Raw genomic sequence first — 18,389 nt, 5'->3', positions numbered from 1 at the left:
AAGAATTAGCGGGGCCCCGCCTTCGCGGGGGCGACGGGGTAATATGTCGGAAGCTTGGCTCAGGAACGGCGCAGCATTGTGATGAGCCCGCCGCCGCGCCCGATCGATCCGTTCCCGCCGGCCAAATCGCCCTCTGTCCTTCGCACGCCTGCTGGGCTAATAGGCCGCCCATCATGACCGACAGCCAGACCATCGCCCCCCACCAATCGCGCCAAGCCCCGCAGCCCAAGCCGTGGATCGACGCGATCCATGCCTATGTGCCCGGCAAGTCGAAGGGGAAAGACGGCAAGCCGCTGATCAAGCTGTCCGCCAACGAGAACCCGCTCGGCACCAGCGCCCGCGCGCTTGAGGCACGGGCACAGGCCCCGGCGCTCTATCCCGACCCGGACAGCACCGCGCTGCGCGCTGCGATCGCGGCGAAGCACGGACTCGATGCCGCCCGCGTGGTGATGGGCACCGGCTCGGACGAACTGCTCAACCTTGCCGCGCAGGGTTACGCGGGGCTCGGCGACGAAGTGATCTACGTGCGCTACGGCTTCTCGGTCTACGACATCGCCGCGCGGCGCTGCGGGGCGACCCCGGTGGTCGCGCCCGATGCCGACTACGGCACCGATGTCGACGCGCTGCTGGCTCTGGTCACCGAAAAGACCCGCGTGGTCTTTGTCGCCAACCCCAACAACCCGACCGGCTCCTTCCTGCCGGGGGGCGAGATCGCGCGCCTCCACGCCGGGCTTCCGGCCGACGTGCTGCTGGTGCTCGACCAGGCTTACGGCGAATATGTCGCACCCGAGGATGATGACGGTTCGCTGGCGCTGGCCGCCGCGCACGACAATGTGCTGGTGACGCGCACTTTCTCGAAGATCTTCGGCCTTGCGGGGGAACGCATCGGCTGGGCCACCGGCGCGCCGGGACTGGTCGCCACGCTCAACCGCATTCGCGGGCCGTTCAACGTCTCGGCCACCGGGCAGGCGATGGCGCTGGCGGCGCTTGCCGACGATGCTTTCGTCGAAGCCAGCCGCGTGCACAACCGCGACGAGCGCGCCCGCTTCGTCAGCAAGCTGATCGCGCTCGGCAACCACGGGCTGCGTCCGCTGCCGACACAGGCGAACTTCGTGCTGGTGCTGTTCGAAGGCGCGCTGAGCGCCGAGGCCGCGTTCGATGGCCTCGCCGATCGCGGCTACATCGTGCGCTGGCTGCCGGGTCAGGGCCTGCCGCAGGCGCTGCGCATCACCATCGGCAAGCCGGAAGACATGGACGCCATCGCCGAGGGTCTTCGCGAGATGGCGGAAGCGACCAAGTGACCTTCCGCAATATCGCGATCATCGGGCTCGGCCTGCAGGGCGGCTCCATCGGCCTTGCGGTCAAGGCCTACCTGCCCCGCGCCCGCACCACCGGCTACGATCTCAGCCCCGCCCACCGCGCCCGCGCCGCCGAGCGCGGACTGGTGGACGAAGTCTGCGAAACGCCTGCGGACACCGTGCGCAATGCCGATCTGGTGATCTTCTGCGTGCCGCCGGGCGCCATGGGCATGGCCGCCGAGCAAGTGCGCGAGGCGCTGCCCGCGCATTGCCTGGTCAGCGATGTCGGCTCCAGCAAGCAGGCCATCGCCCGCGACCTTGGCGCGGCGCTGCCCGATCACATGGTGATCCCCGCGCACCCGGTGGCCGGCACCGAGAACTCCGGCCCCGACGCCGGCTTCGCGCACCTGTTCCGCAACCGCTGGTGCATCGTCACCCCGCCTGCCACCACCGACATGCTCAAGCTGAGCGATCTCGTCGGCTTCTGGGAGGCCCTCGGCGCCAATGTCGAGATCATGACGCCCGAGCACCACGACCTCGTGCTTGCCGTGACCAGCCACCTGCCGCACCTCATCGCCTATACCATCGTCGGCACCGCCTCTGATCTCGAGGACGTGACGCAGAGCGAGGTCATCAAGTATTCGGCGGGCGGCTTCCGCGACTTCACGCGCATCGCCGCCTCCGATCCGACGATGTGGCGCGACGTGTTCCTGTCCAACAAGGACGCGGTGCTGACGATGCTCCAGCGCTTCACCGAGGACCTGACCGCGCTGCAACGCGCGATCCGCGTGGGCGACGGCGACATGCTGTTCGACCAGTTCAAGCGCACCCGCGCGATCCGCCGCTCGATCATCGAGGAAGGGCAGGACGATTCCCGCCCCGACTTCGGCCGCAACGATCACGAAAACGAGAAGTAACCGGCAAATGGCAGGCCTGCGCGGCACACGTCCGGGTGCCGCTGCCTGAATAGGCCCCCGGTTCTCGGCCGGAGGCCCCTCAGCCTTCCGCCGCCCCCTTTGCCGCCGAATAGTGCGCGTTCAAGGCATTGATCGCCGCTTGCACGCGCGTCTCGATCTCCTCGCGCGGGAGGCCGGTCTCGATGCGCGTGCCGAAGCGCATCACCACGGTGCCGGGTTTTTTCCAGCGCCGATGGTAGAACCGCCCGGAATCCACCGCCACCGGCACCACCGGCAGGTTCACCAGCTTGTAGATCCCGGCAAAGCCCGATTGCAGCGGCACCGCGACACCGCTGGCCACGCGGGTGCCTTCGGGGAAGATTGCGAGCGGGCGGCCCTGCGCCGCAAAACCGCGTGCCGAGGAAACCATCGCCCTGAGCGCCTTGGCCCCTTCCTCGCGCGAGACGGTGACGGCGCCGTAGTGGCTTGCCGCCCAGCCCCAGCCGGGAATGTCCATCAGTTCCGCCTTGGGGAACGGCACCGGCAGGCGCAGCAGCATGGGCAGGTCGATCGCCTCGAAGAAGCTTTCGTGGCGCAGCGCCACCAGCACGCCGCCTTCCGGGACCTCGCCCTCGATCCGCAGCCCGATGCCCAGTATCCAGCGGCAGCACAGGCGGTGGAAATGTGCCCAGCCGCGCACCCGCGCGCGCATCGGCCCGTCGCCGATCAGCGAGGCCAGCCAGACCAGCATCACGCAGACCATCGTGCCGGGATAGAACACCAGGTAGAACACCAGGCTGCGGATCACGTCGAGCGGGGTGGCAGGCGTGTCCGGCGTGATTTCAGGCGAATTGCGGGTCAAGATTTCTTCCAGGGAGGGCTGTTCCAGGTATCGAGCGCCATGCGCCCGATATACTTGTGGAATTCGAGAAAGAGGATGCCGAGGCTGGGGTGCGAGGGCACCGCGTCCGCGCGGATGACCACGCCCTTGGGCAGTTCGCGCGCCAGTTCGTAGGCGGCGCGCCGCATGTGCCAGTCGGCAGTGACCAGCCGGACCGAGCGGACCTTGTGGCGGATGATCCAGTCTTCCGCTTCCAGCGCGTTGGAGCGGGTGTCGTAGGCCTCGTACCCCAGCGTGATGCAGCACTTCATCAGCGCATCGGGAATGCGGTACTCGGCCGCCAGTTCGCCGGGGCGCACCTCGCGGTCGACACCCGAGATCAGCAGGCGCGGCGCGCCCTTGTGGGCCAGCACCGCCAGCGAGCGCTCGATCCGCCCGCGGCTGCCGGTGAGCACGATCACGGCATCGGTGCGTTCGGACAGCGGCAGGGGATCCGGCAGCGCAACGGCAAACCAGATGAAGCCGAACAGCCAGAACAGCAGCAGGAAGGCAGCGGTACGACGGAACATGAGCGAGCTACGTTACAAATCCGTGGGCACTATAGCATCTTGCGCAAGGCATGCAGCACTGTGAAACGCGCCGTCAGCATCGCCAGCAGAGTGGAGAGCAGCGGCACCAGCGCCAGCAGCAGCCAGTCGGTCCACACCAGCGCGCCGCTGTCCACCATGCCGGCGCCGAGGCCGCCGAAGCGCCGCCCGATCGAGAGGATCACCACCATCGCCAGCGCCAGCCCGACCGCGCCGCCGCCCGCCGCGTCGAGCCCGATCGAGCGCTGGAACACCCGCGCGACCTGGGCATCGGTGCCGCCGAGCAAGTGGACGATCTCGATCACCTCGCGGTTGGCCCCGAGCGCCGAGCGCGCCGCCAGCAGGACCGCCGCCGCCAGTGCAAAGGCCAGGAGCGCCACCAGCGCGATCGCCAGGACCTGCAGCGAGACCATCGCGTCGAACACCGGCTTCAGCCAGCTGGCCTGGGCATCGATGCGGGCCGAGGGGGCAACCGGGGCCAGCGCCGTTTCCAGCGCCTTCAGCCGCGCGGGCGTTGCGGCTGCGTTCAGCCGCACGTCGATCAGCGCGGGCACCGGGATGGCCGAGCTGGTGCTGCCGGGCGCCGCGATCTCGGTACCCAGCCAGGGTTCGATCAGCGCATCGAGCTCGGCCTGGGGAACCTGCCTGAGCCCGGCGATGCGCGGCTGGCGCTTCAGGGCATCGATCGCCGCGCGGGTCTCGCGCGCCCGCACGTCCGCGCGCGGTTCGAGCAGCTGGACGGTCACCCCGCCCTCGATCTCGGCGCGGGCGGACGTTACCGCATTGCCGATGGCAAGACCGGCGGCAAGCGCGATGGCGGTCAGCGCTACCATGATCGCGATCACCCAGGGCATCGGCCCTGCCATGCGCGCCTGCGGCACCAGTTCGGCACTGCGCACGCCCAGCCGCCGCCAGCCGAGGCGGGGGGCGCCGTCCGTCGGGGTCTTGGCGAAGATCATGCCGGTTTCCTCGGCGGATAGCGCAGCGCTCCGGTGGGATCGGACAGCCGCCCGCGATCGAGCCGCATGATCAGGCTGTCCGACACCTTGCGCAGCAGGTCGAGATCGTGGGTGGCGACCACCACCGTCGTCCCCTGCCGGTTGAGCATCTCGAACAGACGCATGAGTTTTTGCGCCATCTCGGGATCGACGTTGCCGGTCGGCTCGTCGGCCACCAGCATCGCGGGCCGGGCGATCACCGCGCGGGCGATGGCGACGCGCTGCTGTTCGCCGCCCGAAAGCGTGGCGGGCCGCGCATCCAGCCGGTCGGCCAACCCCACCCATTCGAGGATGTCGCGCACCGGCCCGAAGATGTCGCGCTCCTGATGCCCGGCGACGCGCAAGGGCAGCGCCACGTTGTCGAAGGCGGACAAGTGCGGGATCAGGCGGAAGTCCTGGAACACCACGCCGATCCGCCGCCGCAACACCGGCAGGCGCGCACGCGGCAAGGTAATGGCATCGGTGCCGAACATGCGGATCGCCCCGCGCGAGGGGCGCTGGGCGAGATAGAGCAGCCGCAGCAACGAGGTCTTGCCGGCCCCGCTCGCCCCGGTGAGGAAATAGAAACGTCCGGCGAACAGCGTGAAGGTCAGGTCGCTCAGCACCTCGCGATCGGTGCCATAGCGCAGGCCGACATTGTCAAAATGGATGATTTCGCCGTCCGCGGTCATGCTCGTCTGGTCTAAAAGCCTAATCAGGGGACAAGTCGATCCGAACGGGCGACTATCCACACCTAACCCGCATTCAGTGTGGAAAAAAGAGCGCTCCGGCCTGTGCCCACAGGTCTGGCGCTTGTCGGGGGCGAGTCAGTCGTGCTTATAGTTTCGAGACCATGATTATCGCCTGCCCCGCTTGCTCTACGCGTTATGCCGTGCCGGACAGCGCGGTCGGTATCGATGGCCGCACCGTGCGCTGCGCCAAGTGTCGCCACAGCTGGTTCCAGGAAGGCCCCGCCATCGACGGCGCGATGGAGACGGCCGGCGCCGCGGCAGCAGTCCCGGCAACACCGCAGCAACCGGCCGCCGCGCGACCCGAACCCGTGGCCGCGCAGGCCGCTCCTGCCGCAGTTCAGGCCGCCCCCCCACAGCCTGCCCCCGCGCAGCCTGCCTATAGCCATGCCGCCGAGCCCGCGCCGGGCTTCTCGATCCCGCCGCGCATGCCGGCCGTGCGGGTGCCCGCCCCGGCAGCGCCCGCACCGCAAGCCGCGCCGGAACCGGAAAGCGATCCGGTCGCCGCGCCGGTCGGCACCGCATCCGCCGCGCGCAAGGCTGCCGGTTACTACGACGACACCACCGCGCCGCACTATGCCGACGAGGGGCCGTCGAGCTTCGATTTCGCGCCGCCGTTCCGCCCGCGCCGCAACTGGGCCAAGCTGGCGACGATCGCCTCGGTGGTATTTGCCGGGGCGACGCTGGCACTGACCGGCGCGGTCGCTTTCGGCGGCCTGCCCGACTGGCTGCCGATCCCGACGCAGACCTTCTCGAAGGCCCCCGCCGACCTCCAGCTGGACTTCCCGCGCAAGCGCCAGGACCGCAAGCCCCTGCCCGATGGCAGCGAGTTCTTCTCGGTTTCCGGCACGATCAGCAATACCGGCAGCGAGACCCGCTACGTGCCCTCGCTGCTCGTGGCGCTGCGCGACAAGCGCGACCGCATCGTCTACGAAAAGGAACTCGTCCCCTCCAAGCGCAAGCTGAAGCCGGGCGAGGCGATCACCGTCAACGAAGCGCTGACCGACATTCCCAAGTCCGCCGCCGCCGCCGAGATCGGCTGGAAGCCCGACTGACCCCGAACCGGCCGGAGGCGACCTCGAGGTAGCCCCGCGGACAAAACCTCCCCCCGAGCGCCCCCGCCGACCTGCCGTCCACGGCACTCTGCCGCCTGATAGCGGCAGGTTTTTCCCCGCGTGCTGCGAACCTTGCCGCGCGCCCGCGCAATGCTGCCCATTTCGGCACAGCCCGTCCCCAGACCGGCAAATCTTGCCGCGTGTTGCACGCGCCCCTGTCAAATAATTCGCGCCCGCGGCACCGACCACTGCGCCCCCTTCCTAGAAGAGTCATGCGAACCTGAAGAAACGGGATCGCACGCGGACCGGCGTACTCCGGTCCAGGCCGCAGAACTCGGCCTCACCATTCAAGAAGGAATGAACCAATGGCGTTTTCCGTCAACACCAATGCCGGCGCAATGGCTGCTCTGCAGTCGCTGAATGCTACCAACCGCTCCATGGAAACCACCCAGAGCCGCATCAACACTGGTCTGAACGTTGCTTCGACCAAGGACGATTCGGCCAAGTACACCGTCGCCCAGACCCTGCGTGGCGACCAGGGTGGTCTCACCGCGGTGACCTCGTCGCTCAACAACGCCAAGTCGGTTGTTGACGTCGCGGTTTCGGGCGCTGAGCAGATCTCGGACCTCATCAACGACATGAAGTCCAAGGCCTACGAAGCAGCTTCGGCCACCGACTCGGGTACGCTCGAAGCCCTCCAGAAGGACTACGACGGCCTCAAGTCGCAGATCGACTCGATCATCTCGTCGTCGGACTTCAACGGCGTGAACCTGCTCGACAGCAGCGGCGGCTCGGTGAGCTCGCTGCAGACGCTCGACACCGGCAACCTGCTGACTGTCTCCAGCGTCAACATCGGCGGTCTGAGCGGCGGTTCGGCCACCCTCAGCGGCCTGTCGGGCAGCTCGGACCTCGCTTCGGCCACCGCCGCTGCGAGCACCGTCGACAACCTCGACGCGCTGTCGGACGCCCTCAACACGCAGCTCTCGACGCTGGGCGCCAAGTCGCGCCAGATCGACGGTCAGCTGGAATTCACCAGCAACCTGAGCGACGTGATCGAAACCGGCATCGGTAACCTCGTCGACGCGGATCTCGCCAAGGAATCGGCGAAGCTTCAGGCCCTGCAGGTCCAGCAGCAGCTGGGCGTCCAGGCTCTGTCGATCGCCAACCAGGCACCGCAGACGATCCTGTCGCTCTTCCGTTAAGGAAGGCCGACGGCCTTTTCAGCCCCCAGGCGAAAGGCCGGAACGTCATGGAGGCCGGGGTGGTTCGCCACCTCGGCCTCTTTTTTTGGGCGTTTCCCGGCCCCCGCGCCGAGGCTGCCCTGCCGCGCCCTTCTATAATAATCATGGCCCACCAATGGGGGAGCGGCCGTTTTCAAGCCGGAAATGGACCAAGATGCTTGATTTCCTAGACAACTGGAGCTTGCCCAAGAAGTTGTGGGCTGCCTTCTCCATCATCAATCTCATGATCGCCGCTGTCGGCATCAACGGCTACCTGGCCACCCGGGAGCTCAACGACATCGCGCAGACCCACGTCGAGAAGGGCATCGGCGGGATGTCCGCGCTGGTCGACGTCATCAGCGACGTCAAGGAGCTGCGGATCGTCGTCTACAGCTACTACAACGCCGCCAGCACCGAGGACGCCGCCAAGCTGCGCGACCGCCTTGCCAAGGGTGAAGACGCGCTGGCCAAGTCGATCGACGCTTTCGACGCCGTCGCCGATCCGGCCTTCGAATCCGACATCGCCCTGCTGCGCCGCAACGCACAGACGCTGAAGGACGTCAACAAGCGCACGTTCGACTTGCGCACCAGCGGCGATTTCCCCGGCGCGATGGCGATGATCAAGAAGGAGGGCAAGGCCGCCTCGCACGACACCATCGAACAGACCGAAAAGCTGATAGACACCCTGCGTGAGCGCACTGCCGCCAAGGCCGCGGACGGCGATGCCACCGCCGCACAGGCGACCTTCCTCGCCATCGCGCTGGCCGGCATCAGCATGGCCGGCATCGTCCTGATCTGGCTGCTGATCAACCGCTCGGTCGCCGCGCCGATGACGCGCATCGCCCATGTCACCACCTCGCTGGCCGAAGGCGGCCATGTCGAGGTGCCCTACCGCGAACGCGGCGACGAGATCGGCGAGATCGCCGAGGCGGTAGAGCAGTTCCGGGTCGCCGCCGAAGGGCGCGCCGAGATCGACGCCCGCAATGCGCAGGAGCAGGAAGTCGTCACCACCACGCTGCGCGCCAGCCTCCAGGCGATCAGCGAGGGGGACCTCACCCAGTCGATCAAGGCCGAGTTCCCGCCTGCCTATGCCGAACTGAAGACCAACTTCAACTCGGCCGTCGGCGCATTGCGCGACCTCATCGGCGCGGTGACCGAAAGCACCCACGCCATCCGCACCGGCTCCAGCGAGATCGCCCAGGCCTCCGAAGACCTGGCCCGCCGCACCGAAAGCAATGCGGCGAGCCTCGAGGAAACCTCGGCGGCGATCACCCAGATGGACGGCCGCCTGCGCGCCACCGCCTCGGCGGCGGGGCGCACCGTGGAGCGGGCCGACGGCGCCATGGGCGTGGTCGAATCCGGCCGCTCGATCGCCGACGAGGCGGTCCAGGCGATGGGCCGCGTCAGCGAGAGCGCCAAGGGCATCGACTCGGTGATCGAGGGCCTCGACAAGATCGCCTTCCAGACCCGCGTGCTCGCCATGAACGCCGCCGTCGAGGCGGGCCGGGCCGGTGATGCGGGCCGCGGTTTCGCGGTCGTGGCCGACCTCGTCTCGGCGCTGGCGATGCGCTCGGAAGAGGAAGCCAAGCGCGCCCGCGAACAGCTCACCGCAACCCAGACCGACATCGGCACCGCCGTGGAAGCGGTGCAGCGGGTCGACGGCGCGCTGCAGAACATCTCGGGCGACGTTTCCGAGGTGCATTCGCTGCTCAGCAACATCGCCACCGACAACCAGGCGCAGTCCTCGACGATCACCCAGATCAGCGCCGCGATCGGCACGATGGACCAGGCGACCCAGCAGAACGCGGCGATGGTCGAGGAGACCTCGGCCGCGGCGCGCAACCTGAACAGCGAGGTGACCGCGCTGGCCGACCGTGCGGCGATGTTCCGGGTGAGCGGCGAAGTGGCCGGCTACAAGCCGCGCGCCGTGGCGCCCGCTCCGGCTCCCGCGCCGCGCGCGGTGCCGGCCGCGATCACCACCAGCCAGGTCGCCCCGGTCCGCAAGGCGGCCCCCGTCGCGCTCGCCACCGGCCAGGACGACGACTGGATGGACTTCTAGAGCGCTTTCCGATCCGGCCGCATCGGATCGACCGCTCCACGATTGTGATGCCACGCACGTCATGGCCGGTCTTGGTGCAAGACCGGCCATGATCTTCCAAGGGCCGCCCCGATCCCCGGGGCGGCCCTTTTTGCTACTTCAACTTCAGCGGCAGTCCGGCGGCGACAAACACCACATTGTCGGCAACCGCGGCGACCTGCTGGTTGAGGCGCCCCGCCTCGTCGCGAAAAGCGCGGCCCAACGGGGTTTCCGGCACCAGCCCGAGCCCCACCTCGTTCGCCACCAGCGCAAGCGGCACCGGGCAATCGGCAATCGCCCGGCACAACGCATCGAACTGCGGGGCCAACGTCATTTCGGCCATCATCAGGTTCGACAGCCACAGCGTCAGGCAATCGACAAGGATCGCGTCCGCCTCCCGCGAGGCGCGGGCGATGGCGCCGGTGAGGTCGAGCGGCGCCTCGATGGTGGTCCAGCGCTCGCCCCGGTCTGCCTGGTGGAGCGCGATGCGCGCCGCCATCTCGTCGTCGAAGGCCTGCCCGGTCGCCACATAGGCGAGACGGCCCGCCACCACCTCGATCCAGCCTTGCGCATGGCGGCTCTTGCCCGAACGCGCGCCGCCCAGAACAAACGTGCTGATCATCGGGCCATCTCCGTCAGCGCAAGGAGGCCGTCGATGTCGAGATGCGCCTCCATGGCCCCTGCCAGTTCGTCGAGCGCGGCATCGACTTCGGCATGATGATCGCGCCGGTCGCTTGCCGCGCCGAGCCGGGCCAGCAATTGCGCGCGCAGATCGGTCGAGGCGAGCAGGCCGTGGCAATAGGTTCCCAGCACGCGGCCAGCGGCATCGCGCGCACCGTCCGCACGCTCATCCGCCAGCATCGCCAGCGGCGCACCGGAATGCCGGGTGGTCACGCCCATGTGCATCTCGTAACCCTCGAAGCGGGCGCCCAGCGCCTCGCCCGATACGGTCCGCAGCGCCTTGGCCGGACCCAGCACCGTGGTCACGTCGAGCAGGCCGAGCCCGGCCATCTCGCCGGGCTGGCCCTCGATCCCCAGCGGGTCGGCGATAGTCCTGCCGAGCATCTGGAATCCGCCGCAGATACCCAGGATCATGCCGCCGCGCCGATAGTGCGCCAGGATGTCGATGTCCCAGCCCTCGGCCCTCAGGAACGCGAGATCGGCCATTGTCGCCTTGGAACCCGGCAGCACGATCAGCGCCGCTTCGGCCGGGATCGGCGTGCCCGGCGGGATCATCGCCACCTCCACGCCGCTTTCCTGCCGGAGCGGATCAAGATCGTCGAAATTGGCGATGCGCGGCAGGATCGGGCAGGCCACGAGACACTTTCCCGAGGCCCCGCCCAGCCCGCGTTCGAGCACCACGGCATCCTCGCTCGGCAAGCGGCCGACCGCGCTTTGCCATGGCAGCACGCCGTAGCCGCGCCAGCCCGAACGCTGCGCGATGGCGGCATAGCCGTCCGCGAAAAGGGCCGGATCGCCGCGAAACTTGTTGATGAGGAAACCGCGGATCTGGGCGGCATCGTCAGGCGCGATCACCGCCCGGGTGCCGACCAGCGAGGCGATCACCCCGCCGCGGTCGATATCGCCGATCAGCACGACCGGCACGTCGGCCTCGCGCGCAAAACCCATGTTGGCAATGTCGCCCGCGCGCAAGTTGATCTCGGCAGGTGAGCCCGCGCCTTCGACCACCACGAGGTCGCAGCGCGCCTCCAGCCGCCGGTAGCTGGCCATGACTTCGGGCAGCAGAGTGCGCCGCGCCTCGCGGAAATTGGTGCTTCCCAGCGTGCCGCGCACCTGCCCGTGAACAACCAGCTGCGAGGTGCGGTCGGCCTGGGGCTTGAGCAGCACCGGGTTCATGTCGACATGCAGCGGCGCCCGCGCCGCCAGCGCCTGGAGCGCCTGGGCGCGGCCGATCTCGCCGCCCTCGGGGGTGACGGCGGCGTTGTTGGACATGTTCTGCGGCTTGAACGGCAGCACTTTGAACCCGCGATTGGACAAGGCCCGGCACAGCCCCGCCACGAGCACCGACTTGCCGACGTCCGAGCCGGTCCCCTGCAACATCAAACCTGCCATGCGCTCCCCGCGATTCCCAAGATCAATGCCCCTGATGCCAGCACCGCGCAGGCGCGCCGATAGACGCCCAGCGCCCGCCGCAAGTCAGCGGCCCCCGCCTCGCCGCCCTCCCGGCCGATCCACGGCTTTTCGGCCGTTACACCGTCGTACCGCACCGGCCCCGCCAGCCTCACGCCGAGCACGCCTGCCATCGCCGCCTCGGGCCATCCGGCATTGGGCGAGGCATGCAGCGCATGGTCGCGCAGCATGGTGCCCCAGCCGCCCCCGCCAACCAGGCAGAGCAGCAGCCCCGCCAGCCGCGCCGGGATCAGGTTGACCAGATCGTCAATCCGCGCCGCCGCCCAGCCATAAGCGCGCAGCGGCTCCTCGGGATGGCCGATCAGGCTGTCCGCCGTGTTGATCGCCTTGTAGGCCCAGACGCCGGGCAGGCCGCCCAGCACAAGCCAGAACAGCGGCGCTGCGACACCGTCGCAAAAACTCTCGGCAAGGCTCTCGATCGCGGCGCGGGCCACCCCGGCCTCGTCGAGTTCCCGCGTCTCGCGCCCGACGATCATGCCGACGCGGCGGCGCGCGGCGACCAGGTCGCCCGCCTCCAGCGCCGCCAGCACCGGGGACACGTGATCGTCGAGGCTGCGTGCGGCCAGCGCCGGCCAGGCCAGCAGCGCCAGCACCGCCCAGGCCCAATGGCCCGCCAGCGCGCGGACACCGAGGACCGCCAGCGCGCTCATGCAGGCCGCCATACCGATCAGCGCCAGCATCGCCGCAAGGCCCGCCAGCCGCCGCTGCCAATCCGGCCGGGCAGGGCGGTTGAGCGCCCGCTCGCAGCCGGTGATGATCCTCGCAAAAAGCCCGACCGGATGGCCGATACGGGCATGGAGGCTGGACGGCCAGCCCAGCGCGCCCTCGAGCGCCATGGCGGCGAGGATCGTCGGCTCAGCCATTGTGCAGGGCCCGATCCAACCGCGCCAGGGCGGCAGGGTCGGCAGGCACGCCGAAGCGCAGCCAACCGGGGAACTCGGCGAAAGGCCGCACCAGGATGCGGGCGCGGGCAAGGCGTTCGAACAGCTCGGCCGCGCGGCAGCCGGTGACGAGCCGGAACAGCGGACAGGCGCCCTCTGCCACCAGCCCATGGCGCGCCAGCACGGCATCGAGCGCGGCGGCGCGCCCCGGCAACTCGGCGCGCGTTGCCGCGATCCAGGCCGCATCGCCATAAGCCGCCGTGCCGATCGCCAGCGCGCCTGCGTGGAGCGGCCAGCTGCCCATTGCCGCGCGCAGCTTCGCCAGGATCGGCGGCGGTGCCAGCACAAAACCCAGCCGCACCCCGGCCAGGCCGAAAAACTTGCCGAAGGAACGCAGCACGATCAACCTGCCCTCGGGCCGCACTGCCGCAACAAGGCTGGCTTGCGGCGCGCAGTCGCCAAAGGCCTCGTCGACGATCAGCCAGCCGCCACGCCCGGCGATCCGGTCCGCCCAGCCGCACAGCGCCTCGGGCGAGTGCAATACGCCATCGGGATTGCCCGGATTGGCGATGACACAGGTTTCCGCCGCCGCCGCGACCTCGCCAAACCGGACGGGACAAGACACTGCGAAGGCCTCGACATGGCTGCGGTAGCTCGGCACCGGCGCCCGCCCCGGCAGATCGAGGATTCGCGCCAGCAGCCGCAGCGCCGCCTCGCTGCCCGGCACCGCACAGCACAGCGCCGGATCGGCCCCGAAATGCCGCGCCGCCACCGCTTCGAGCGCGGCGAGCGCAGCAGGATCGGGCAAGGCGTGCCAGTCCGGAGCGAACGCCTGCGGCACCGGCCACGGCGCGGGATTGAGCCCGGTCGAGAGGTCCAGCCAGTCCTCGGCAGCGCCGCCGAACAGCCGCGCGGCCTCGGCCAGGCGGCCGCCGTGGTGGAGGAAATGGTCGATCACCGGCTCGCCGCTCACCGGATCAGCACCAGCGCGGCGAGCAGCGCGGTCTCGGTCACTTCGATACCGGCGCCGTGGCCGTCGCCCGAAATGCCGCCGATCCGGCTGCGCAGCCACCATGCCCAGAGCGGCACCGCGGCAAACAGCGCCAGGAGCGGCGGCGCTACGGCCAGCGCCAGCACCAGCGCCGCCCCGCCCCAGAGGATGACGTGCCGCCATTGCACGGCCTTGCGGAACAGGCTGCCGAGCCCCTCGTGCAGCGGCACCAGCAGCAGCGTCCAGGCAAGCGGCGCCATGCGCGCCAGCACCGGCACCAGCAACAGGGCCCAGACCTGCCCCGGCCGCAGCGCATGAAGCAGCACCAGCTTCGCGGCGAGCTGCAGGACGATGGCCACCACCGCAAAGCTGCCCACATGCGGATCCGCCATGACCGCCGAGATCCGCTCCCGGTCTGCCCCGGCGCTCTTGTGGGCGGCCCCGGCGCCGTCGGCGACATCGCCGAGCCCGTCGAGATGGAGCGCGCCGGTCACCGCCGTCCACGCCGCCAGTCCGGCCAGCGCGGCAATCCAGCCATCGCCCGAGAGCAGGCCCAGCCACCAGCCGAGCGCCACCGCCCCGCCGACCGCCGCGCCTGCCAGCGGAAACCACAGGATGGCTCCGGCAAAGTCCGCCTCGCCCGCGCGAACCGCGGGCAGCGGCAGCCGGGTGAGGAACTGCAGCGCCAGGACGATACGGCGGATCATGAGCGCCGGATCATGAGCGGCCGCCATCCAGCGCAACGATCTGCGCAGCGGAGATCCGCCCTTCGCCATCGGGCCAGAGGCGCAGGCTCAGCACCGCGCAATAGGCAAATTCGAACGCCCATATCTGGCGGTGATCAAAACCGAACAGCACCGCCAGCGCCGCCCGCATGGCCCCGCCGTGGGTGACCACGAGGGTGTCGCGGGAGATCCCGCACAGGGCCTCGTTGACCCGCAGGCACAGCTGCGACCAGCGTTCCCCGCGCGGCGGCGCGCAGAGATCGGGATCGTCCCAGAAGGCGGCCTGCAACGAAGGGTCGAGGTCGTGCGGCGAAAGCCCGTCCCAGTCGCCGAAATCGAGTTCGCGCCAGCGCCGGTCGGCCCGGTGCGTCGCCCCGCGGGCATGCGCGATCTGCCGCGCGGGGACTTTCGCCCGCGCCAGATCGGACGAGAGGACTTGCGCGAATGCCAGGTGTTCGGCGCGCAGCATGCAGCGCGCCACGCCCGCCGGGGTCGGCGGATCGTCGCGGTGCCCCAGCATGAGCCCCGGTTCGCGCGGGGCGCCGTGGCGCATCAGGTGGACAAGGATGCCGTTCATGCAGCCCCGCTCATGCCGCCACCTCACGCTGTCGCCTCATGCTGTCGCCTTTCCGGCGACCAGAGCTTCGGCAAAGGTCGCCATGCCGGCATGGGCGGCCAGCGCCGAACGCACGATCTGCGCCGCCACCGCCGCGCCCGATCCCTCGCCCAGCCGCATGCCGAGATGCAGCAGCGGATCCAGCCCGAGCCTGTCCAGCAGCCGCACGTGCCCCGCCTCGGCCGAGCAATGGGCGGCCAGGCAGTGGTCGAGCGCCGCGCCATTGTCGGCCATGAGCGGCGCCACGGCGGCGCAGCAGATGAACCCGTCGAGCAGCACCGGCACGCGGTAATGGCGCGCGGCCAGCACGGCCCCTGCCATCGCCGCGATCTCGCGTCCGCCGAGGCGGCGCAGCGTCTCGAAGGCATCGCGCGGCGCACCGTCATGGCACGCCAGCGCCGCCGCCACCGCCGCCGCCTTGCGGGCAAGGCCGTCATCGTCGAGTCCGGTGCCCCGCCCGGTCCAGTCCTGCGCCGCACCGCCGAAGACCTTGGCGCAAAGCGCGGCGGCCGGCGTGGTATTGCCGATGCCCATCTCGCCCACGAACAACAGGTCGCTGCCGGGACGCACGGCCGCCGCGCCGATGTTGAGCGCGGCCAGGCACTCGCCCTCGCTCAAGGCCGGCTCCACGGTGATGTCGCCGGTCGGCCGGTCGAGATCGATGGGAACAACCGCAAGCTCGGCACCGCAGGCGGCGGTCAGCGCATTGATCGCGGCGCCGCCGTTCTCGAAATTGGCGACCATCTGGCGGGTGACTTCGGGCGGATAGGCGCTCACCCCGCGCGCGGCAACGCCGTGGTTGCCGGCAAAGATCACCGCCTGGATACGCTCGGCTTGCGGAAGTTCCCGGCCCTGCCAGCCGGCCATGAACACCGCGATCTCCTCCAGCCGCCCGAGCGAACCGGCGGGCTTGGTGAGGCTGGCCTGGCGCCCGCGCGCCGCCTCCAGCGCGGCATCATCGGGGACGGGAAGACCGGCCAGCGCGGCGGCAAAGGCGGCGCGGCCGGCAAACATCGGGGGGGCAGCCGAGGCAGTGGGCATGCTCATGCGGGCAGGAACCCTTCAGGGGGAGTGCGGGTGATGAAATGGCCTTTCACGCCTTCCGGCCACTGGCGATAGGGTACCTGCCCTTCGGCGCTTTCACCATGACGCAAGGCATAGTCGAGAATCGCGCGGGCAGCCTCCTCGCCGGGCTCGAAATCGCCCAGCACGTAGCCCAGCTTGCCCGGCGCGCGGATGTGCACGGTGCAATGGCGCTGGCAGGCGAACAGGCAGGCCATCTCCTGCACCGCGACCGCCTGCAGGGCGGGATCATCGGCCTGGAGCGCCCGCATCACCTCGGCCAGCAGCGCGCCGCCGCGCCGCCCTTGCCCGTCCTCGCGCGCATCGGCCGAAAGGCGGCAGGTGTTGCAGACGACCACCGAAGGGCCGGGCTCGACCGGGGTCAGCATCGGCAGACACTCCCCGCGCCAAAACAGCAATCGATTTCGGCACATGCACCGATGGGGCTGACCAGAACACGACAGTTCACGGAGTTTCCTTCCCGCTCGCGACATCGAATGCCCCTTCGGGTCGGCGATCGGGCAAAGGACGGATCGGCAGGGTCCCGGTGCATGGGCACCGCACGACAGGCCGCGTCCCCCGCCCGGGCGCTTGGCCGGCGGAGCAATGGCTGTCGCTCCGCGAGGGAAACTCCCCCGTCCGTCCGGCACACCCTGTCCCGACGAAGAACGACCGCGACGGGCAGGTCTCCTGGCTCACGGGTCAGGGCCGGTCCGGCCGCCTTCTCAGGAAACCTTGCCAATTGCGCGGCTTGCTTCCCAATGGCGTGTCTGGCCGAACGGCTCGCCGCTTACAGTTGCAGGGGCAGCCCGGGCATCTGACCCGCGTTCCCTTTTCATCCCCTTGCGGGGAACCTTTCGCGAGGCCGGCAACTATCGTGCGGACGGACGGCTGGCAAGTGGGCGAAGCTTGCGCCCTGCGGTGAAGTCCCATAGTCGCCCAACGATGCCGGCCAACACCGCCTCCTGCCCCGCCCTGCTGATCGCCGCCCCTGCCTCGGGACAGGGCAAGACGCTGGTCACCGCCGCGCTCGCCCGCCGCCATGCCCGCGCGGGCAGGCGGGTGCGGGTGTTCAAGTGCGGGCCCGATTTCCTCGACCCGATGATCCACGAAGTCGCCAGCGGCGCGCCGGTGCACCAGCTCGACCTGTTCATGGTCGGCGAGGAGGAATGCCGCCGCCTGCTGCACGCCGCCGCGCAGGAAGCCGACCTCATCCTCGTCGAAGGAGTCATGGGCCTCTACGACGGCGATCCCTCGGCCGCCGACCTCGCCCGGCGCTTCGGCCTGCCGGTCATGGCGGTGATCGACGGCTCGTCGATGGCGCAGACCTTCGGCGCACTGGTCCACGGCCTGGCGACCTACCAGCCCGGCCTCGACCTGACGGCCGTGCTCGCCAATCGGGTCGGCAGCGCCCGCCACGCGCAGCTGCTGGAGCAGGGCATGCCGCGGGGCGTGCGCTGGCTCGGCAGCCTGGGCCGCGACCCTGCGATCGGCCTGCCCTCGCGCCACCTCGGACTGGTGCAGGCGGGCGAAATCGCCGATCTTGCCGAACGGCTGGACCGCGCGGCGGATCTCCTGCCCGAAACCGCGCTCTGGCTGCCGGAGCCGGTCGCCTTTGCCGCGCCCGCCCCGGCGCAGCCGCTGCCCTCGCTGGCGGGGACCACCGTGGCCATCGCCCGGGACGCGGCCTTTGCCTTCCTCTACCCCGCCAACCTCGCCTTCCTCGAACGCGCGGGGGCGCGGCTGGCGTTTTTCTCGCCGCTGGCCGACCGCGCTCTGCCCGAATGCGACGCCGTCTGGCTGCCGGGCGGCTATCCCGAACTCCACCTCGCCCGCCTTGCCGCAAACACCCCGATGCTGGCGGCGATCCGCGCCCATCACGCGGCAGGCAAGCCGATCCTGGCCGAGTGCGGAGGCATGCTCTACGCTTGCGAGACGCTGGAAGACGCCGAGCAAAACCGCGCCGAACTGCTCGGCCTGCTGCCCGGCCGCGCACGCATGCAGTCGCGCCTTGCCGCGCTCGGCATGCAGGAGGCGATTCTGGACGGACACCGCCTGCGCGGGCACACCTTCCACTATTCCACGCTCGAAACCGCGCTCGCGCCGCTGGCCCAGGCCCGCACCCCTGACGGCCGAGCCGGCGAGCGGCTGTTCCGCTGCGGTTCACTTACCGCCAGCTACATGCATCTCTACTTTGTCTCGGCTCCGGTACTGATTGCTGCATTGTTCGGCAGGAGTGCGCGGACCGGAGGGTAAAGTCCGG

18 protein-coding genes and 1 riboswitch are annotated in these 18,389 nt (G+C 69.8%); of the genes, 6 read left to right on the top strand and 12 right to left on the bottom strand.

Translation table 11 applies throughout. The annotated features are described in order from the left end of the window. The first annotated feature begins 173 nt into the window (after positions 1-173). Positions 174-1,301, top strand: a complete 1,128-nt coding sequence (locus CA833_RS10265; protein WP_207077965.1) for a histidinol-phosphate transaminase — start codon at positions 174-176, stop codon at positions 1,299-1,301. After that, positions 1,298-2,215: a prephenate/arogenate dehydrogenase family protein gene (locus CA833_RS10260; RefSeq protein WP_207077964.1), complete on the top strand. Its 918-nt coding sequence runs from the start codon at positions 1,298-1,300 to the stop codon at positions 2,213-2,215. Before CA833_RS10265 ends, CA833_RS10260 begins: the two co-directional genes overlap by 4 nt. Before the next feature lie 79 nt (positions 2,216-2,294). Here CA833_RS10260 and CA833_RS10255 read toward each other — a convergent pair whose 3' ends face one another. From CA833_RS10255 to ftsE, 4 genes are all read right to left on the bottom strand, one after another. Then, positions 2,295-2,957: a 1-acyl-sn-glycerol-3-phosphate acyltransferase gene (locus CA833_RS10255; protein ID WP_207080045.1), complete on the bottom strand. Its 663-nt coding sequence runs from the start codon at positions 2,955-2,957 to the stop codon at positions 2,295-2,297. 95 nt (positions 2,958-3,052) lie between these two features. Further along, a complete protein-coding gene (locus tag CA833_RS10250; protein WP_207077963.1) occupies positions 3,053-3,604 on the bottom strand; it encodes a YdcF family protein in 552 nt (183 codons plus the stop codon). Positions 3,605-3,633: 29 nt separating this feature from the next. After that, positions 3,634-4,581, bottom strand: a complete 948-nt coding sequence (locus CA833_RS10245; protein ID WP_370584496.1) for a cell division protein — start codon at positions 4,579-4,581, stop codon at positions 3,634-3,636. After that, positions 4,578-5,291 (bottom strand): cell division ATP-binding protein FtsE, encoded by a 714-nt coding sequence (ftsE, locus tag CA833_RS10240; protein WP_142635606.1) that lies wholly within the window; start codon positions 5,289-5,291, stop codon positions 4,578-4,580. Before ftsE ends, CA833_RS10245 begins: the two co-directional genes overlap by 4 nt. Before the next feature lie 161 nt (positions 5,292-5,452). On the opposite strand from ftsE, the gene CA833_RS10235 reads away from it, so the two are divergent. From CA833_RS10235 to CA833_RS10225, 3 genes are all read left to right on the top strand, one after another. Further along, on the top strand, positions 5,453-6,403 hold the full coding sequence (locus CA833_RS10235) for an MJ0042-type zinc finger domain-containing protein (RefSeq protein ID WP_207077962.1): 951 nt from the start codon (positions 5,453-5,455) through the stop codon (positions 6,401-6,403). Between the two features lie 365 nt (positions 6,404-6,768). Next, the gene (locus CA833_RS10230) at positions 6,769-7,605 is read left to right on the top strand and encodes a flagellin (protein WP_142635609.1); all 837 of its coding nucleotides are present in this window, start codon (positions 6,769-6,771) and stop codon (positions 7,603-7,605) included. Between the two features lie 193 nt (positions 7,606-7,798). Beyond that, a complete protein-coding gene (locus CA833_RS10225; protein WP_207077961.1) occupies positions 7,799-9,682 on the top strand; it encodes a methyl-accepting chemotaxis protein in 1,884 nt (627 codons plus the stop codon). Positions 9,683-9,815: 133 nt separating this feature from the next. Here the strand turns inward: CA833_RS10225 and cobU are convergent, their stop codons facing one another. From cobU to CA833_RS10185, 8 genes are read right to left on the bottom strand one after another with little or no spacing between them, the layout of a single operon-like run. Next, the gene (cobU, locus tag CA833_RS10220; protein WP_142635613.1) at positions 9,816-10,322 is read right to left on the bottom strand and encodes a bifunctional adenosylcobinamide kinase/adenosylcobinamide-phosphate guanylyltransferase; all 507 of its coding nucleotides are present in this window, start codon (positions 10,320-10,322) and stop codon (positions 9,816-9,818) included. After that, complete coding sequence (locus CA833_RS10215; protein ID WP_207077960.1) at positions 10,319-11,773, bottom strand: cobyric acid synthase; 1,455 nt, start codon at positions 11,771-11,773, stop codon at positions 10,319-10,321. Before CA833_RS10215 ends, cobU begins: the two co-directional genes overlap by 4 nt. Beyond that, the gene (cbiB, locus tag CA833_RS10210) at positions 11,761-12,714 is read right to left on the bottom strand and encodes an adenosylcobinamide-phosphate synthase CbiB (RefSeq protein WP_207077959.1); all 954 of its coding nucleotides are present in this window, start codon (positions 12,712-12,714) and stop codon (positions 11,761-11,763) included. Before cbiB ends, CA833_RS10215 begins: the two co-directional genes overlap by 13 nt. Further along, complete coding sequence (locus CA833_RS10205; protein WP_370584578.1) at positions 12,707-13,687, bottom strand: threonine-phosphate decarboxylase; 981 nt, start codon at positions 13,685-13,687, stop codon at positions 12,707-12,709. Before CA833_RS10205 ends, cbiB begins: the two co-directional genes overlap by 8 nt. A gap of 14 nt (positions 13,688-13,701) precedes the next feature. Beyond that, a complete protein-coding gene (locus CA833_RS10200) occupies positions 13,702-14,427 on the bottom strand; it encodes an adenosylcobinamide-GDP ribazoletransferase (RefSeq protein ID WP_207080043.1) in 726 nt (241 codons plus the stop codon). Between the two features lie 13 nt (positions 14,428-14,440). Further along, a complete protein-coding gene (locus CA833_RS10195; RefSeq protein WP_142635619.1) occupies positions 14,441-15,025 on the bottom strand; it encodes a histidine phosphatase family protein in 585 nt (194 codons plus the stop codon). Positions 15,026-15,061: 36 nt separating this feature from the next. Next, positions 15,062-16,111: a nicotinate-nucleotide--dimethylbenzimidazole phosphoribosyltransferase gene (cobT, locus tag CA833_RS10190; protein WP_370584495.1), complete on the bottom strand. Its 1,050-nt coding sequence runs from the start codon at positions 16,109-16,111 to the stop codon at positions 15,062-15,064. Beyond that, positions 16,108-16,515 (bottom strand): DUF1636 domain-containing protein, encoded by a 408-nt coding sequence (locus tag CA833_RS10185; RefSeq protein ID WP_207077957.1) that lies wholly within the window; start codon positions 16,513-16,515, stop codon positions 16,108-16,110. The genes cobT and CA833_RS10185 overlap by 4 nt, the downstream gene beginning before the upstream one ends. Before the next feature lie 273 nt (positions 16,516-16,788). Beyond that, positions 16,789-16,999: riboswitch (cobalamin riboswitch) on the bottom strand. 72 nt (positions 17,000-17,071) lie between these two features. Between CA833_RS10185 and CA833_RS10180 the strand changes: the two genes are divergently transcribed. Beyond that, complete coding sequence (locus CA833_RS10180) at positions 17,072-18,382, top strand: cobyrinate a,c-diamide synthase (RefSeq protein WP_207077956.1); 1,311 nt, start codon at positions 17,072-17,074, stop codon at positions 18,380-18,382. The last annotated feature ends 7 nt before the right edge of the window (positions 18,383-18,389 follow it).

It is taken from the genome of Novosphingobium sp. KA1, from assembly GCF_017309955.1.
In the GTDB taxonomy this organism is placed as follows: Bacteria; Pseudomonadota; Alphaproteobacteria; order Sphingomonadales; family Sphingomonadaceae; genus Novosphingobium.
Note: the sequence above shows the minus strand (reverse complement) of the source record. Positions and strands in the feature narration are given on the sequence as shown.